Genomic DNA, 16,060 nt, shown 5'->3' with positions numbered 1-16,060 from the left:
TAATATTATTGATTTATTAATTTATGGACTGACAGTTGCTATATCTGTTCAAAAAACGTCAGGAGTTTGAACATGCCCCAGTTTCTTAAAAACATTTTCGACAAATTCATGTCTTTCTGGTCCAATCGTACTCTTTCTCAGAGAGTGCTGATAGGCGGACTCGCCGCAACTGTTGTCATATCTTTCCTGCTCATGGTCTTCTGGCTTAACCAGACTGACTACAAAGTTCTCTACACCAAGCTCTACCCTGAAGATGCTTCCCGCGTAGTTGAAATCCTCAAATCAACTAAAGAACCTTATGAAATAAAAGATAACGGTTCGACAATACTTGTCCCGGCTGACAGGGTCTACGACCTCAGACTCAAAATAGCCGGTGAAGGAGCTATGCACGGACAGGGCATCGGATTCGAAATTTTTGACAAAGTCCAGATAGGACAGACTGAATTCATTCAGCATATCAACTACCAGAGAGCCCTGCAGGGAGAACTTGCCCGTACAATTACCGAATTTCCTCAGGTTGAAAGAGCCAGAGTCCATCTGGTCATACCTGAAAAATCTCTCTTCATTGAAGAACAGGCTGAACCTTCGGCATCAGTTGTTCTCAAACTTAAAAAAGGCGACAAACTCAAAGAAAAGCAGATTCAGGGCATAGTCAATCTTGTGACAATGGCCGTTGAAGGAATGAAGCCCGAGCATATCACCCTGACGGATATGAACGGACAGGTCCTTTATCAGCCCGAACCTGACGGCATGGGGCTAAACATAAGTTCAACCCAGCTCCAGTATAAATCCGAAATGGAAACCAAAATTGAACAGCGCATTCAGCGTCTGCTCATGCCCATAGTCGGCCCTGAAAAAGTTATAGCAAAAGTTAATGCGGAGCTGGATTTCAGACAGCGTACTATTAAAACAGAGCAGTTCGATCCTGAAAGCCAGGTGGCCCGCAGTGAACAGACCAGTGAAGAAACAACCAGAGGGCGTGCCAATGTTGACGGTGGCGTACCTGAAGAGAACTTCAGAGGCGACGGATTTACCGGAACTGAAACAACTCAGGAATCCAACCGTGAATCCAAAACCACCAACTACGAAATTAACAAAGAAGAACAACAGATTATTGTTCCTGTTGGAGAGTTGAAACGTTTGAGCGTAGCGGTTATAATCGACGGGACCTACGAAAAGAATCCAGAGACTGGAGAAGTAACCTATATCCCCCGCTCTGCGCAGGAGATGGAAAGAATCAGACAGCTGGTCCGCAATGCGGTCGGTTTTGAAGATACCCGCGGAGATTCCGTGGAAGTTTCCAACATCTCTTTCGGAGCACCGGATATTTTCGGAGAACAGGGCCTGATGAGAACAATGCTGGAATATGCCCAGCGTCTCGGAAAGCCTTTCCTCAACGGACTTCTCATCTTCCTGTTCCTCATTCTGGTTGTCCGCCCTGTAGTCATGGCTCTCATCAAGCCCCGTGTGGCTGAAGAAGATGTCGACGAAATGGCAGGACTCCCCGAAGCAGGTGAAAGACTCTCCCTTTCTGAAGGAGATCTTGACGAAGAGGCTCTTGATACTGCACGTAGGCTTGAAAACGCCAAAGCTCAGGCTCTGCAACTTTCCGAAAAGAATATGGATCAAGCAGTGCAGGTCCTGAAGTCTTGGATTAAGCAGGAGGCTGCATAAATTGTCCACGCCCTTCACCGGAGAGCAGAAAACCGCGATTGTACTTCTGGCTCTTGGAGATAAATTCACCGCTGAAAGTTTCAAGCGGATGTCCAGAAAAGAAATTGCCGGGGTATCCAAAGCAATGCTCGAAATGGACTCTGTACCCAAGGAACAGGTTCTTGAAGTACTTAAAGAGTTTAATGAGAATCTCGCTTACGGAGCAGAACTGCTCATGGGTGGAGCCGATCAGGTCAAACGACTCCTTAGTAAATCCCTTGATGAAGAAACTGCGAAATATATTCTTGATAAACTTGAGCTTGATACTGGACCTGCTCCATTTCAGGAACTCCAGAATGTCAGCCCGAAGATTCTGTCTCAGATTCTGCGCAACGAACATCCGCAGACTCTGGCTCTTATCATCGGACACCTCAGTTCTGAACAGGCTGCGGATCTGATAGCCAATCTTCCCGGAGGGGTTCGCGCAGAAGTCCTCATGCGACTGGCAAAACTTGAGGCTGTTGCCGAAGAAATGCTGCTTGAAGTCGACAGAGTTCTCCAGAGTCAGCTTATCGCCATGGGCGGTAAGGAAGGAAAGAAAGTTGGTGGTGTTCCGGCTGTAGCAGAAATTCTGAACGCCGTTGACCGTTCAACTGAAGAGGAAGTTCTTTCAGAGATAGAAGAAGAATCCAGCCAGATGGCCGAAGAAATCAGAAACCTGATGTTTGTATTCGAAGATATCAAAGGACTGGATGACCGTTCTATACGTGAACTTCTTAAAGAGGTTTCAAACGAAGAACTCACCACTTCCCTTAAAGGTGCTTCTGACGATCTACAGGAACTGTTCTTCAAAAATATGTCCGAACGTGCCTCCAACATGATTCGTGAAGACCTTGAAATTATGGGACCGGTTAAACTTTCTGACGTTGAATCCGCCCAGCAGAATATTGTTAAAACAGTCCGCCGTCTTGAAGATGAAGGGCGTATAATGATCAGCAGAGGTTCCGGCGATGTCTTCATCTAGCACAGAAAAGGCAGACAAATATTACACCGGAAGGGTAATAGTCGGTCTTGATTCAGAAGGACATGCTGATGAGAAGACAATTCAGGAAATGGAAGGCAAGAAACGTCCTGTATGGGACGAATCTACCGACCGTGAATATTTTGACAGAGTCAAAGTAAAAGCCCAGACCATGGCCAAAGACATAATAGCCAAGTCCATGGCGGAAGCTGAACAGATTAAGCAGAAAGCATTTGAAGAAGGACTTTCTCAGGGACTCTCACAGGCTTCCGAACAGAATGCCCAGCACATTGCCCAGCTCAGTAATAATATCGGGGCGATACTTGACGGAATACAGAGCAATGGCGATGCAATAATTCAGGGCAGAATTCAGGATTCGGTTGCACTGGTGATGACCGTGATTGAAAAAGCTCTTGGGATTGAAATGGAATCCAGAAGACAAGAAATTCTGGGTTCACTGTTCGAAGAAGCTCTGAATAAAATTGAAAGCCAGACCGGGCTTACCATAAGAGTTTCTCCGGATGATCAGGAATTGTTAAATCCGCTTCTTGATCAGGCTAAAGAAGATTTCCCTGAAATCTCACGCTGGAAGGTAAAAGCCGATCCAGCCATAGATAATGGTGGAGTTATTCTTGAAGCAACAGACAGCATGATAGACAACACCGTTTCATCACGCTGGGCCGGGATAGAAGAAATTCTTGTAAAGCTAGCCGGCAGCGGTGCTCAGGATGGCTGATCTTAAAGCCTATACAAATCTTATCGCCAACCTTACTCCGTGCCAGAGTTTCGGCAAAGTCAGCAAGGTGGTTGGACTTATCGCCGAAGGCAAAGGCATTAAGGCTCCGGTCGGATCGGTATGCCACCTCATGCCGGAAGACAATAAAGAATCAATCGCAGCTGAAGTTGTTGGATTCAAAGATGATGCATGTCTCTTTATGCCTTATGGAGAGCTGCATGGAATAAGTCCCGGAAGCCTTATTAAAAACTCCAGTGCTCCTCCGCACATACCTGTGGGCATGGGTCTTCTCGGTCGCGCTGTAGACGCTTTCGGAGAACCCATTGACGGCAAAGGCCCAATTGTTCATGACAGCTTCAATGAACTATACCGTGATCCCCCGAATCCATTGGACCGCCCCCGCATCAATGAACCACTTGATGTAGGAGTCAGAGCTATAAACAGTCTACTTACACTCGGTAAGGGGCAGCGTGTCGGTATTATGGCCGGATCAGGTGTCGGTAAATCGACACTGCTCGGAATGATAGCCAGATACACTGTTGCCGATATCAATGTAATAGCTCTTATCGGAGAACGTGGCAGAGAAGTTGTAGAATTTATGGAACGTGACCTCGGACCTGAGGGCATGGCTCGATCCGTATTGGTGATAGCAACTTCGGATAAAAGCCCGCTGATCAGAATGAGAGCTGCATACACTGCGACTGCCATTGCGGAATATTTTCGTGATCTGAGCAAAGATGTAATTCTGATGATGGATTCCGTAACCCGTTTTGCAATGGCCGGACGTGAAGTAGGCCTCGCAGCAGGAGAGCCTCCCACAAGAGGAGGATATACTCCATCTGTTTTTGCCCAGCTGCCGAAACTTCTGGAACGTGCGGGAAAAAATCCACTTGGTTCCATAACCGGAATTTACACTGTTCTTGTTGATGGTGATGATTTTACCGAACCCATTGCAGACTCCACCCGCTCAATTCTCGATGGTCATATAGTACTGACAAGAGATCTCGCTGATCAGGGACACTACCCGTGTATCGATGTCCTCAAGAGCGTCAGCAGGGTCAGAAGTGATATCACCCCGAAAGAGGTTGTATCCTCCGGCAGAAATATTTTAAGAATGCTTGCTACATATAATAAAGTAGAAGACATGGTGAACATCGGAGCCTATCAGAAAGGTTCAAACCCTGATATTGACAAGGCTATTCAGATGGTTCCCCACATAAACAAATTTTTACAGCAGCTTATTGAAGATAAACAGCCCCTTGAAGACAGCTTTACGCAACTGCTTGAGCTGGGAGCGAAGGCGGCTAACTAAGCAGAGCTAATTTTAAATAAAAATTATTCTAACCCAAAAAGGCGTCCTGAAAATTTTCAGAACGCCTTTTTTATAAACTTCATTAAAGTGATTACGATTTCCGCCATTCAAGAGTTATGGCGGTAACATCATCATCAAAAACCGGCCGGTGACCGGTATCCTTCTCAAAAATATCTTCAAGATTATTTATCTCAAGCTCACCCTTCTGCATCAGAGCCTGCGCAATATCCAGAAATGAATCCAGATTAAAATACTCATCGCCCATCCGCCATTCGTAACAGCCGTCCGTAAAAATAAAAAGATTCAAGGCTGATTCGAATTTCAAAACATCGGCCTTGCACTTGATATCAAAAAAGCCAAGGGGCGGTATCTGGGCTTTGATCGGCTCAAGCATCTGACCGTCAAGCATGAATAAAGCAGGACAATGCCCTGCACTTATATAGCTCAACTCACCAGCTTTAAAATCTAAATCCGCTGCAAAAAGTGTAACAAAATAACTATCGTCACCGATGAGGTCCAGAAGATGCTTGTTTATATGTTCGACACTTACATCAAGTCCATGATGCGCACCGCCATCAGCCCGGAACAAAGTTCTGACAATAGCCATTATAAATGCCGACTGGGGACCATGGCCGGAAACATCGGCAACAATAACTCTCAGGGCATTTTCGCCGATGCTGTAAACATCATAATAATCACCGCTAGCCCTGCCTGACGGGCGGTAAAGGCTGGTCAGATTAAGCCCGGCAATGGAAGGCTGTTCACGCGGGAGCAATTTATTTTGAAGCATTGCAACCAGCTTTACTTCATCATCAATAATCTCGTAAGCCATCCGCAAATCATTGTTGGCCTGCTGCAATTCCTTATTCAGCATAAACTGCCGTATAGCAACACCCACACGGGCTTTAAGTTCTATGACATGAAAAGGCTTTGTAAGATAATCATTTGCACCTTCGTTAAGAGCTCTGGCCTTGATATCCTGCTCATCCTGCCCGGTGAGAACTATAATGAAAACATCGTTATCATTTATCTGCCGTCTGATTTTATTGATTACATCAAAGCCGTTCATATTTGGCATCAACAAATCCAATAAAATAACATTTGGACGGTATGTAAGGTACTTAGCTATACACTCAAGTCCGTCTTTGGCTGTCTGGACCTGATATTCGTCACAAAGAACGCGTGTTAAGAAATTACGCATGGTCGCGGAATCATCAACAACAAGTATTGCAGGAGACTCCGTATTTTTATTTATCTCTTTTAATTCAACCGGCACCACAATCCTCCATTAAATTAACTGGAAGGAATAATATTGAATTTTAGAACCGCGCCCTTCATTTTTCTGCCTGAAAAGGTAAATTCATAAATTTGAAAACCAATCACATATAGAACTTATACAATCTGATAAAATTTTGAAGAAACGAATTGCAAATTGCCTGAGGTAAAAAAACAGAATTTAATTTTTCCTAAACTAAAAAAGTAATCCCGGTATAGGATTATTACTGTACCCGATAACCCTCAATGAATCTATTGTTAATTAGAATTTTGCTTATATTATTTCTAGTTTCAAGTATGTTTGTAAGCTTTTCAATTACTATCAGGACTGTCCATTTTTTTTAAATCCCAACACTTCTCAGCCAGTCTGTAAACTCTATCTCCAAGCACACTACTGATATAACCGGAACCAGAGCCTGTGGTCTCATCACAATCAGGACTGCTATCATCCAGACACACACCTAAAAACTTTAATGCTGCTGAAATTGAATACAACTCTTCAACTAACGATTCTATATTTTTCATATCTCCACCTTATATACTGACAATCGATATTAATAATTCCGACCAAGATGCAGTTATTAGTACTGTACGGCTTAATTGTCTATAATTTTATATATATTTACTATAGAATAGTCTATTTGAAATGTGCTACTCTTTTTCATATTTTTAAAAATTTTACTTTTAACAGGAATAGTTATCTAACTTTTAATTATTATTGATATACATCATAAAATTTAAATAAATAAGTAAATATAAAATTAATTTACTATTTTAAAAATATAAATATACACAAATTATAATGATGATTTTTTATTTTTTAAAACAAAACAATTTACAAATAAAAAATGGTGCAATCAAATTTGATTGCACCATTTAAAAACATCTATTTATTTTTTTTAAAATTTATACAAATTTTACATTCCACCAGTAACTATACCGGGAATCTCTCCTAAAAATTCCACACTGCAGAATGGGCAAACAAGCTTTTCTTCATAAGGCTTATAATCCGAAAATTCTTCATAAGGATGGTAAGGTTTGTCCATGTTATGCGAGGCACACCCGGCAGCAGTCAAAAGCAATGCCACAATTAAAATTTTCCTAAACATTTAATCCTCCGGTTAAAGCGCATCCTGTTTATTTAGAACAAAAATATGTTCATGAAGATCAGATGTCAATCAATCAGAATTTTTATCATTTACTTGTTTCATTGATTAAGAAAATATATAAACTCAAGCACAAAATATATTAATCAAAACCGGAGATTTTCCGTGTTCCCATCGCAGACAAAAGTGGTAGAATCAGTAATTCAGGATATTCTCCATGTGACTGAGGAAATAACCCAGCTCAAACATGTAGATACTATTCTGGACAAGATATTATACGAATCAAGGCGCATTACAGCTGCTGACGCAGGTTCAATCTATTTATGTGAAAACGATGAGCTCCACTTCAGCTATATACACAACGACACGCTCTTTAACGAAAATGATGTTTATAAGCAGATATATACTTCATATTCAGTGCCCGTAAACGAATACTCTATTGTCGGTTACGCAGCCATGACAGGGCAACCGCTTACAATCGACAATGCTTATGACATACCTAAATCAGAACCTTACACCTTCAATAATTTTTTTGACGACCAGTCAGGATATCACACTGTTTCAATTTTAACCGTACCCCTCAAAAGCTTTCAGAATCATATTGTAGGGGTAATGCAGCTTATCAACTCCAAAGATTCGTTCGGAGCTATCGTTCCGTTTGATCCTGAAATAATAAAATATATTCCTCTGTTCACGAATTCTGCGGCCTCAGTTATCGAACGAGGTCTGATGACCAGAGAACTGGTTCTCAGAATGGCCAGATTATCAAAAATGCGTGATCCTGCGGAAACAGGTGCGCACGTTAAACGTGTTGCAGCATTTTCGGCTGAAATTTACCATCAGTGGGCTTCAAACAGAAATATTGAAAAATCAGAAATCAAACACCGCAAGGACCTGATAAGGATGGCCGGGATGCTCCATGATGTGGGCAAAGTGTCTATCCCTGACAATATTCTGCGCAAACCGGGAAAATTTACCCTGAATGAATTTGAAATTATGAAATGGCACACCATACATGGAGCTGCTCTTTTTTCAAATTCAACTTCGGAGCTTGATATCATCTGCCGCAACATAGCCCTGCATCACCACCAACGCTGGGATGGAAAAGGATACCCCGGAAAAGTTGATGAAGAACATCTGAGTGAGATAACGGAATTATGCACCACCCCGCTTTCAGGTGAAGACATTCCTATTGAAGCCAGAATAACAACTCTGGCTGATGTTCTCGATGCTCTTGGTACAAAAAGAATTTACAAATCCCCGTGGCCGGATGAAAAGATTCTGGAATTTATTTTTGCGGAGAAGGGAAAACAGTTCGACCCTGAGGTCGTAGACGCTTTTATGCAGATTCTCGACACAATATGGGCTATCAGACAAAAGTTTATTGACGTTGAAGAGAATTAACAGCCATCTCATTTTTTTTAATAATTAAAATGTAACTGTATCAAAATACATTTTCATCAGGTCGAAAAGAAGCGCTTTCCCGGCCAGCCCCGGATTCATGCCCGAAGCAATCTTCAAAATTTCAGAACATTGCAGACCGGCAGCCATAACTATCCCCGGCCCCTGCGTTCCAAGCTCTTCTTCCAAGCCTTCACTGCCTCCTAAAAAATCAAAAGGAGAGATTCCACCGGGCAAAATGGTTGCCACCATTCCGGTCCAACCTGCAACCCCGGCTGAAACCAAAGGAATTCCTGCTTTGGCCGCTGCAATTTTAAGATCACTCCTAAACTCTGTTCCGCCAAGACAATCAACGGCAATATCAGCGTCTTTAAAAAAATCCATAAAATCTTCGCCACGAAGGAATTCATCCACCTCTTCAAAAGCCACGGCTGAATTTATCAGATGAACTCTCTCTGCGGCAGCAGTGCTTTTTTTCAAACCAATATTTGCTTCCGTTGACAAAAGCTGGCGGTTTAAATTTGATGGTTCAAAGACATCTCCATCACAGGCTTTTATGCACCCCACTCCGGCTCTTGCAAGCAATTCCAGAACATGTCCGCCAAGTCCTCCTAGCCCTACAAGGGCTATTTTAGCCGCACATATTTTTTCCTGTCCGGAGACGGAAAAAGTATTCAGATTTCTAGAATATCTTTCGGGAATAAACCCGCGTGACAAAAGCATTCGCTCAACATCACCCTGAGCAAGACCATTACTCCCTGAAAATTCATGAAGCAGGCTTTGGGGCGCGATGCTTACAGATTCGCTGTGCGATTTTTTTACTTCAGCTGATAATTTAATTTGCTGAATAAGTTCTTCAAAATTAATCAACTCATTCTCCAAATCATTCGTCAAATCATCCTCCGGAAACAGGTGGAATAATCTTTAATGAATCTCCATCTTCAAGCGCGTGCTCACCGGAAGCACGGTCATGCCCGACAAAAATCATCGCTATTTTAGCTTGATCAATATCCAGAATAGAAGGGATATCGCTGACAGTTGTTCCTTCCGGCACCTCAATAATTCCTTCTCCACCATCCATGCGGGGTGAAAGTTCTCCATATAATCGAATACGTATTTTCATAGTCACCAACCTAAACTTTTGTATGGTGTAAAGTCAAAGCGTCTCGGAACAGTATCAGATTTCACTTAATTTTATTTCATTCATTTATTAATATTAATGACAAGCTTCTCTTGCTTTGCTAATCCAAGCAAATGCAGAATATGATAAATGTTATATCAGATATTGCGATTAAGGCCGGCGAAAAAATCATGGAAGTCCGTTCCAAAGGTTTTGACGTAGAACTGAAAGCTGACGAATCACCTGTAACTCAGGCTGATAAGGCTTCAAACGAAGTTATCCTAAAAGAATTAAAAGCGGCTTACCCCGAGATACCGATAATCTCCGAAGAAACCGCATCCGCAGATTATGAAACAAGGAAACACTGGACTGAATTTTTCCTTGTGGACCCTCTGGACGGAACCAAAGAGTTCATCAAGGACAACGGCGAATTTTGTGTCTGCATTGCATACATGAAAAACAAACGCCCGGCTCTTGGTGCTGTATACGCTCCTGTTCTTGATACTCTGTATGCCGGAGGACCTGAAACAGGATCATTTATTTCCAGAAACAGGGAACCTCTAAGTCCTATTAAAACTTGTCCGCCTGAAGAAGGTGAAGGTCTTAAAGTGGTAGGAAGCCGCTCACATCCGTCACCTAATCTTGCCGAGTATCTGGAGCAGTTCAATATTGCGGAGATGGTTCCATCAGGAAGCGCCATCAAATTCTGCCTTGTAGCGGAAGGTAAAGCGCATCTTTATCCCAGATTCAATCCAACTATGGAATGGGACACCGCGGCAGGCGAAGCCGTTGTAACCGGAGCCGGCGGAACCATGACAACTCTTGATGGTGAACCTTTTCCATATAATAAAGAAATCCTCAAAAACGGTGGATTCATCGTAAAAGCATGAGAAGCTGAATGAAATATTTTGTCATTACTCTACTTCTGATTCTCGGTGGGTGTGCAACGTGGCATAACCCCAGCCTAAAACCGAACGAAGACCGCAGGGCTGTTTATAAAAAAGACCGTTCCAGCTGTCTGGAACGGTCTAAAAAAGCTGCGCATTCAGAGCCGGGAAACGACTACCGCCAGCTAAAAAATTATGATGCCCTGCATCGTGAATACAAAAAGGAAAATGAAATCTACAACAGATGTATGAGAGCAAAAGGCTGGGTCAAAGATTAGACCCGGCCTTTTTCATAATCAGTCCGTTTGCCGCAGAAGGATATTTTTCCGTCTTCCAGTTCAATAATATTGGTTATGGAAGGGATAAGTTCTTCAGAGTGATGGGTTATGTAAACCATTCTGACTCCGGCCTGAGCAACTTTCTCCAGCAAATGATAAACCTCGTTTCTTGTCGAATGGTCCAGTCCGGCCAAAGGTTCATCCAGCAAAAGGACTGCCGGGTCAGGAGCAAGAGCTCTGGCTATAAAGCCTTTGCGCAGCTGCCCGTATGACAGGCGCGCCATGTTGCGGTCTGCAAAATCAGCCAGCCCGAAATAATCCAGCCATTCCATGGCCCTTTTTTTCTGGGCCTCGGTGATTTCATCAAAAAGACCGATAGATGAGAAATACCCCGAAATAACAAGCTCCATCAGGGTCAATGGCTTACCAACATCTGCCCCGTAGTTAGCCTGAAGTCCTGCCGAGATATAACTGAAGAAACTTCTGACTTCGCTTAAGCAGCCACCTTTTTCAGGAAGTCTTTCAACTCCGCCTCCGGCATAGGGGGGCAGATCTCCGTTCAAAAGTTTCATCAGTGTAGTTTTTCCTGCACCGTTGCGGCCGAGCAAAGCCCAGTTTTCATCTCCACGTACTTCCCAGTTAATTCCGGTTAAAATCTGTTTTCCCAAAAGTATGACATTTGAATCTTTAATTCTGAAAAGCACCGTGTCAGGTTCAACTTTGCTGATTTCAGGAGGTTCAGGAACTTCAAATTCAGGCAGGGTACAGACTGCTTCTGAATCCTCCATATCCGCACAGGTTATTCTGCCGCCGCTTATACCCAGAGTTCTGTTGATACACGGAGGGAGTTCTTTACTGCGGTGTGCCGAGCATATTATTATGGTTCCCTCTGCTGCGGCCTTTTCAACCGCTGCAAAAATTATTTCTCTGGAATCCTGATCGATACCTTCCATAAATTCATCAAGAATCAGCACGTCAGGTTTGGCGATCAAGGCTCTGGCAATGAGAACTTTTCTAGCCTCTCCACGGGACATTGTCAGAATATTTTTGTCAGCCAGATCATCCATACCAAGTGAGGCCATGAATTCTCTGACCTGAGTATATTCCCGCTCATCAGCAAGACGATAAAGAAACGGAGTGTTATCCTTGCCTGCCAGAACTGCTTCCTGTCCCGAAACCAGCCAGCCCATGGAATAAAAAATATCCTGCTGTTCCGGGGACACCAGCCGGATACGCTCCATAGCTTCAATGGGACTATGTGTTCTGCTGCCATCAAAACAGTAAGTGCGGCTGAGATCTATATCAGGCCATAACTCTCCTGCGACGACACGAAAAAGGCTGCTCTTGCCGGAACCGTTAACCCCAAGCACAGCCCAGTGTTCACCTTTTCTGACAGTCCAGTCTATTCCTTTAAGAATATCAACCTTGCTCATGGTGAGCGTTACATTATCAAGTGAAAAGATAAAATCATTCATGATTACTCCAAAATGACGAACAGAATCCAGTGGGAATATATGTAATATTTTACTGTATTTTAACGCCGATCTTTTGTTCCATTAAAATTTATTGTTATTGAAATGAAATCCGTTAACCTTTAATGTGAACAATAAAAAAAATATCTACCCAGCGGGCTCTATTATGCTAACCAACCGCATCGACATCCGCATCTTATTATTCATCACAATAATACTAACAGTATTTACTGCTACAGCCTGTCCGGCTGCCGGAATCCCCTTTCCTGATAATCTCGGCGGAAAATTTTCACCATACGCCCTGCCTGATCTTACAGACCTTCCTTTATGGATTCCTCCGCTGGCAGGTCTTGCCGCAGGAATACTCAGCGCTGCCGCCGGAACCGGTGGCGGATTTATGGTTGTTCCTGCTTTAATGAGCTTTGGTGTTGCAGGTATTTATGCCGTAGGTGCAGAGATGTTCAGAATTTTCATCTTTACACTGGTGCAGACAATCAGGCTCATCATTAGAAAAAAAGTTCGTTACATCTTTAGCGGAGTTCTTTCAATTGGAACCGCGCTTGGCGGTTTCACCGGATTATGGCTTTCAATTAAAATTTATATGGGTTCTCCACCGGGAAGTAATATCTTCATATCATTAATGATTGTAATGTGGCTTATCAGCTATGCTTTTATAATTGTGCCTGACTTTCGCGAATCCGCGGCCAGATATGCGGCGGCGCTGCGTCTTGAAAAAGAAAAATCCGAGAAATATATAAATCCCGACAATAAAGCGGACGAAGAAAAAACAGAAAACATAAATCCTGATGAAACCGAGACCAAACCGGAAACTCCACCTGAGCAAGATATCAAACCACAAATTGAAAGTTTTGAATCTCACCAGATAAATGAAGAGCCGTGGGATGTAGCAAAAAAAATAAGAGGAATTAAAATATTCCCGTACCTGAGTTTTCCTTCCAGCCTCAAATTTTATCCTCCAAATGACGGGCTTAAAGAAAATGAAATAACGCAGGAAGAGCTTAATACACTCAAGAAACAACATGACAGAATTTCAGCACTGCCGGTTTTCCTGTTCTCCCTTGCCGGTGGTTTCTTCATGTCGCTTATCGGTTCAGGAGGACTTATCTTTGGATTTACAATTCTGACCCGTGGATTCGCATGTCTTGGATCAGCCATGATCGGAGCTGATTTCACCAGAATTGCTATCTCTTCCGGTTTTCTGACCATCGGTGGTTTCGGACTGAAAGGTTTCATCACTATATATAGTGTCAGCGGACTTATTTTAGGATCAGTTGCAGGAGTCCATATCGGCGGACATGCCCTTGAATACATAAAGCCGCATAAAGTAAAGGGATTAATATCACTGACAATAATTTCCGTTATTATAAACAGATTGCTGGCAATACCGGACTACCTGAGATTATCCGGGGCCGATCTTTCCTACAATCTCTGCTCAACTCTTAACGAAAGCGGACGTTACATTCTCATCATAGGAACAGGTATAGCTGTTTCATGGTTTATCTACGAACTGTTCACTGGGATAAAATCCAAGCTAGCTGGAAGAGCTAAAGAGGAGGCAGCCAAATGAACAGGTCGGTAAAATCTTTCATTACAGGCATCATCATCCTGCTGGCCTCAGCAGCTCTCTCAGCTTCAATGAATTTTAATTTTTTCAATGGCAAGAGTGCCAACTTTATCATGGATTCAGTATTCAGATCCATGCGTAAAGGAATTACCCCTCCGTTCAATGAACTTGAAATACGAAATAAAAAGCTACTCGGCAAAAATTATGACGGAACACTGTCCTTTTCAAATGAGGCCACGGCAAGGGCTGCCACGATAATACTGATGAATAATAAACTGCTCATTGAACCGGATGGGAAAAATGTGACTATAAAAGGTGATCTTGGATATACCCTTAAATATTTTTTAGGTGATATTCAGCGCATGTATTATAATCGGGGAGATATTTTAGAAGCCCGATATTCAATGCCGGTAAAAGAGAGTATGTATATAGTCAGCCAGATTCTCAACAGGTTGAGCCTTGATCTCAAACACAAAATGCAGCCCGAACCGCGACTGCTGGTTGATGACATTATAAATAAGGCACTGATTCCTACATATAATATGTATGGCACAGATCCGCTTGAAATAACTTCGGGTATAATAATACTGACATCAGGAACTTTCTTTATCCTTATATTCTCCCTGTTATGGGATGTCGGTTTCATATCCATTCTTAGAAATCTCGATCAGGATGGTTTCTACAATCAGTTCCGTCACGATTTCAGTTCATCAGGGCTTAAAGGAAAAGTTTCAAAAAATTCCTCAAAGAAAAGTTCAGCCAAAGTAACAAAGAATAAAACTCAAGCTGAAATTAAGTCAGCAGAAAATTCAAAGAGCAGCTCAACAAAATCGCAGAATCCGGTTAAGTCTGAGTCTGGAAAAGCAGTTCAGAAAAAGAATCCAGATTCACAGAAAAAAAAGATACCCAAAAAACAAAGTAAGGAGAGGCAGGATAAAAAGTTAACAACTCCGGGTGCAGATAAAGAAAAGAACACCAAGTCAGCTACTAGGCGCAAGCAAGCTGAACAGTTATCAGAAAAAGAAGTTAAACGCCGTCCGGCAGCGAAAATTGCGAATAAAGAAAAATCGGCTGCCAAGTCACCCCGGAATGGGATTAAAGCTGAACAGAAGAAAAGCAGCGGGCAACCAACCGTAAAAAGAAAAGTTTTAAAAAAATCCGGACCGCAATTAAAAGATAAAGCAGGTACTTCACAAAACAGTTCTGAAAAAGTAAACATTTCTCAGCAGAAAAAACAAATTTCAGAAAAGCGGAAGTCGGAAAGAAAAAAGAATGAGCGAACATAATAGTGCCAAAAGTATTCCTGTCGGTTTATTCCGTATTCTGGAATATGAATCCACTCTTCTGGATAGAGCCACGGCAATGGTCCTTGAAGAAACCGGATTCAAAATCAATCCCGGAACAAAAGTTCTTATAAAACCCAATATGGTTACAGCACGCAGACCGTTAGCCTGCACTCATCCCAACGTAATCTTGTCCGTATGCCGCTATCTGCTTGACTGCGGAGCCAGAGTCACCGTTGGTGACTCCCCTTCATACGGATCTGCCGCACAGGTCGCAAAAAGCATCGGCCTTGCATCCGGACTTGCCAGACTCGGAGTTAAAATAAAAACTCTAGGCAGACCTGTTCCACTTAAACTTTCATTTGGTGAAGAAATTGGAATTTCAAGGGATGCTCTGGAAACTGATTTTATAGTTAATATTCCCAAACTCAAGGCCCATTGCCAGTTCAATATGACTGGTGCGATAAAAAATATGTTCGGCTGCGTTGTCGGTTTTAGAAAAGCCATGGCTCATGCGAGATTCGGGGAAAATCCGGGACTCATGGAACAGATGATTGTAGAAGTTGCGGATTCAATGCCACTGGGATTCAATGTGATGGATGGCATCTATGCCATGCATAAAACCGGTCCCATAAAAGGTGAATCCTTCGAGCTGAGTCTTCTTGCTGCGTCACCGGATGCCTGGGCAATTGATACGGCATGTTACATGCTTCTGGGTCTGAACCCCGGTCAGTTACTTTTATGGAATGAAGGCTTGCGCAGAGATATAAGCGGCTGTAATCCAGACAATTTGTATTATCCGGTCGAACCACCGGATAATTTCGACACTAAAGATTTTCAAATTCCCGTAAACTTAAGTCCGATGGAGTTTGAATTTTTCAGGGTGGTAAAAGGACAGTTTAAAAACCTGTTGAAGCTGTTCAAACGGTAA

Annotated in this window: 16 protein-coding genes; 10 read left to right on the top strand and 6 right to left on the bottom strand. The window is 42.7% G+C overall.

What is annotated here, in order from left to right; genetic code table 11:
• Positions 1-72 precede the first annotated feature (72 nt).
• Genes fliF through G496_RS0109890 form a run of 4 tightly spaced genes read left to right on the top strand, consistent with a single transcriptional unit; the run spans position 73 to position 4,722 of the window.
• Positions 73-1,674 carry a flagellar basal-body MS-ring/collar protein FliF gene (gene fliF / locus G496_RS0109905; protein WP_027179151.1) on the top strand — a complete coding sequence of 534 codons (1,602 nt, stop codon included), beginning with the start codon at positions 73-75 and terminating at the stop codon, positions 1,672-1,674.
• Position 1,675: 1 nt separating this feature from the next.
• Complete coding sequence (fliG, locus tag G496_RS0109900; RefSeq protein WP_027179150.1) at positions 1,676-2,677, top strand: flagellar motor switch protein FliG; 1,002 nt, start codon at positions 1,676-1,678, stop codon at positions 2,675-2,677.
• Entirely contained in the window at positions 2,664-3,410 is a 747-nt protein-coding gene (locus G496_RS0109895; protein ID WP_027179149.1) for a FliH/SctL family protein, read from the top strand. The genes fliG and G496_RS0109895 overlap by 14 nt, the downstream gene beginning before the upstream one ends.
• Positions 3,403-4,722, top strand: a complete 1,320-nt coding sequence (locus G496_RS0109890; protein ID WP_027179148.1) for a FliI/YscN family ATPase — start codon at positions 3,403-3,405, stop codon at positions 4,720-4,722. The genes G496_RS0109895 and G496_RS0109890 overlap by 8 nt, the downstream gene beginning before the upstream one ends.
• Positions 4,723-4,813: 91 nt before the next feature.
• On the opposite strand, the gene G496_RS0109885 is transcribed toward G496_RS0109890, so the two are convergent.
• The 3 genes from G496_RS0109885 to G496_RS0109875 form a co-directional block, all read right to left on the bottom strand.
• On the bottom strand, positions 4,814-5,998 hold the full coding sequence (locus tag G496_RS0109885; RefSeq protein WP_051294969.1) for a PP2C family protein-serine/threonine phosphatase: 1,185 nt from the start codon (positions 5,996-5,998) through the stop codon (positions 4,814-4,816).
• Positions 5,999-6,309: 311 nt separating this feature from the next.
• Entirely contained in the window at positions 6,310-6,522 is a 213-nt protein-coding gene (locus G496_RS0109880; RefSeq protein ID WP_027179146.1) for a hypothetical protein, read from the bottom strand.
• A 392-nt stretch (positions 6,523-6,914) separates the two neighbouring features.
• Positions 6,915-7,106 carry a hypothetical protein gene (locus tag G496_RS0109875; protein ID WP_027179145.1) on the bottom strand — a complete coding sequence of 64 codons (192 nt, stop codon included), beginning with the start codon at positions 7,104-7,106 and terminating at the stop codon, positions 6,915-6,917.
• Between the two features lie 162 nt (positions 7,107-7,268).
• On the opposite strand from G496_RS0109875, the gene G496_RS0109870 reads away from it, so the two are divergent.
• Positions 7,269-8,507 (top strand): HD domain-containing phosphohydrolase, encoded by a 1,239-nt coding sequence (locus G496_RS0109870; RefSeq protein WP_051294968.1) that lies wholly within the window; start codon positions 7,269-7,271, stop codon positions 8,505-8,507.
• A gap of 24 nt (positions 8,508-8,531) precedes the next feature.
• On the opposite strand, the gene G496_RS0109865 is transcribed toward G496_RS0109870, so the two are convergent.
• Both G496_RS0109865 and G496_RS0109860 read right to left on the bottom strand, forming a co-directional pair.
• Positions 8,532-9,398, bottom strand: a complete 867-nt coding sequence (locus G496_RS0109865) for a HesA/MoeB/ThiF family protein (RefSeq protein WP_245577896.1) — start codon at positions 9,396-9,398, stop codon at positions 8,532-8,534.
• A 1-nt stretch (position 9,399) separates the two neighbouring features.
• Entirely contained in the window at positions 9,400-9,627 is a 228-nt protein-coding gene (locus tag G496_RS0109860; protein WP_027179142.1) for a MoaD/ThiS family protein, read from the bottom strand.
• A gap of 140 nt (positions 9,628-9,767) precedes the next feature.
• Between G496_RS0109860 and cysQ the strand changes: the two genes are divergently transcribed.
• Entirely contained in the window at positions 9,768-10,514 is a 747-nt protein-coding gene (gene cysQ, locus G496_RS0109855) for a 3'(2'),5'-bisphosphate nucleotidase CysQ (protein ID WP_245577895.1), read from the top strand.
• An 8-nt stretch (positions 10,515-10,522) separates the two neighbouring features.
• On the top strand, positions 10,523-10,789 hold the full coding sequence (locus G496_RS0109850) for a hypothetical protein (protein ID WP_027179140.1): 267 nt from the start codon (positions 10,523-10,525) through the stop codon (positions 10,787-10,789).
• Here the strand turns inward: G496_RS0109850 and G496_RS0109845 are convergent.
• Entirely contained in the window at positions 10,786-12,264 is a 1,479-nt protein-coding gene (locus G496_RS0109845) for an ATP-binding cassette domain-containing protein (RefSeq protein ID WP_027179139.1), read from the bottom strand. The two genes, G496_RS0109850 and G496_RS0109845, sit on opposite strands and share 4 nt — an antisense overlap.
• A gap of 163 nt (positions 12,265-12,427) precedes the next feature.
• Here G496_RS0109845 and G496_RS19370 point away from each other — a divergent pair, with 163 nt between their 5' ends.
• The 3 genes from G496_RS19370 to G496_RS0109830 are packed head-to-tail and all read left to right on the top strand — an operon-like array spanning position 12,428 to position 16,060.
• Positions 12,428-13,849, top strand: a complete 1,422-nt coding sequence (locus G496_RS19370) for a sulfite exporter TauE/SafE family protein (protein ID WP_051294966.1) — start codon at positions 12,428-12,430, stop codon at positions 13,847-13,849.
• Positions 13,846-15,132 (top strand): hypothetical protein, encoded by a 1,287-nt coding sequence (locus G496_RS20565; protein ID WP_051294965.1) that lies wholly within the window; start codon positions 13,846-13,848, stop codon positions 15,130-15,132. Before G496_RS19370 ends, G496_RS20565 begins: the two co-directional genes overlap by 4 nt.
• Positions 15,119-16,060: a DUF362 domain-containing protein gene (locus G496_RS0109830; protein ID WP_027179138.1), complete on the top strand. Its 942-nt coding sequence runs from the start codon at positions 15,119-15,121 to the stop codon at positions 16,058-16,060. The genes G496_RS20565 and G496_RS0109830 overlap by 14 nt, the downstream gene beginning before the upstream one ends.

Origin of the sequence: Maridesulfovibrio bastinii DSM 16055 (assembly GCF_000429985.1) — a bacterium.
Classification (GTDB): Bacteria; Desulfobacterota; Desulfovibrionia; order Desulfovibrionales; family Desulfovibrionaceae; genus Maridesulfovibrio; species Maridesulfovibrio bastinii.
The sequence above is the reverse complement of the archived record's forward strand: the minus strand, read 5'-3'. Positions and strand labels throughout refer to the sequence as shown.

Bases quoted from the DNA above. Each gene is read 5' to 3' on its own strand.
- fliF (WP_027179151.1), top strand. From the start codon at position 73: ATGCCCCAGTTTCTTAAAAACATTTTCGACAAATTCATGTCTTTCTGG.
- G496_RS0109895 (WP_027179149.1), top strand. From the start codon at position 2,664: ATGTCTTCATCTAGCACAGAAAAGGCAGACAAATATTACACCGGAAGG.
- G496_RS0109890 (WP_027179148.1), top strand. From the start codon at position 3,403: ATGGCTGATCTTAAAGCCTATACAAATCTTATCGCCAACCTTACTCCG.
- G496_RS0109880 (WP_027179146.1), bottom strand. From the start codon at position 6,522: ATGAAAAATATAGAATCGTTAGTTGAAGAGTTGTATTCAATTTCAGCA.
- G496_RS0109875 (WP_027179145.1), bottom strand. From the start codon at position 7,106: ATGTTTAGGAAAATTTTAATTGTGGCATTGCTTTTGACTGCTGCCGGG.
- G496_RS0109860 (WP_027179142.1), bottom strand. From the start codon at position 9,627: ATGAAAATACGTATTCGATTATATGGAGAACTTTCACCCCGCATGGAT.
- cysQ (WP_245577895.1), top strand. From the start codon at position 9,768: ATGATAAATGTTATATCAGATATTGCGATTAAGGCCGGCGAAAAAATC.
- G496_RS0109850 (WP_027179140.1), top strand. From the start codon at position 10,523: ATGAAATATTTTGTCATTACTCTACTTCTGATTCTCGGTGGGTGTGCA.
- G496_RS0109845 (WP_027179139.1), bottom strand. From the start codon at position 12,264: ATGAATGATTTTATCTTTTCACTTGATAATGTAACGCTCACCATGAGC.
- G496_RS19370 (WP_051294966.1), top strand. From the start codon at position 12,428: ATGCTAACCAACCGCATCGACATCCGCATCTTATTATTCATCACAATA.
- G496_RS20565 (WP_051294965.1), top strand. From the start codon at position 13,846: ATGAACAGGTCGGTAAAATCTTTCATTACAGGCATCATCATCCTGCTG.
- G496_RS0109830 (WP_027179138.1), top strand. From the start codon at position 15,119: ATGAGCGAACATAATAGTGCCAAAAGTATTCCTGTCGGTTTATTCCGT.